Raw genomic sequence first — 461 nt, 5'->3', positions numbered from 1 at the left:
CGAACCGGACGATCACACCCGGCGACCAGACCGGGCGACCGAACCGGGCGATCAGAGTCGGACCGGACGCGGACCGGACTCGAAGAGGAGTCGGACCGGGGTCGGGCCGGAGTCAGACCGGAGCGGATCAGACGGCGAGGGTCTGGCCCGGGAAGATCAGGTTCGGGTTGGCGCCGATGACCTTGGCGTTCTTGTTGTACAGGTCGTGCCAGTCGACGCCCTGGGCGGCGGCGATGGTGCTCAGCGTGTCACCGGCCTTGACGGTGTAGGCGCCCTTGGCCGACTTCGCGGCCTTGTCGGCGTTCGGCGCAGCGGCCTTCGGCGCGGCGGCCGGCTTCGACGCGGCAGCGGCCTTGGGGGCCTCGGCGGCCTTGGGGGCGGCGGCGGGCTTCGGCGCGGCGGCCGGCTTCGGGGCCTCGGTGGCCTTCGGCGCGGCCGGCTTCGGGGCGGCGGCGGCCGAG

1 protein-coding gene is annotated in these 461 nt (G+C 74.4%); it reads right to left on the bottom strand.

Annotated elements, in window-relative coordinates; all coding sequences use genetic code 11:
- Nucleotides 1–127 precede the first annotated feature (127 nt).
- Nucleotides 128–461, bottom strand: a 334-nt coding sequence (locus ABD308_RS30585; RefSeq protein ID WP_344342158.1) for a LysM peptidoglycan-binding domain-containing protein, incomplete at its 5' end; no start/stop codon positions are given.

This window comes from Kitasatospora putterlickiae, assembly GCF_039527695.1.
Taxonomy (GTDB): Bacteria; Actinomycetota; Actinomycetes; order Streptomycetales; family Streptomycetaceae; genus Kitasatospora; species Kitasatospora putterlickiae.
Note: the sequence above shows the minus strand (reverse complement) of the source record. Positions and strands in the feature narration are given on the sequence as shown.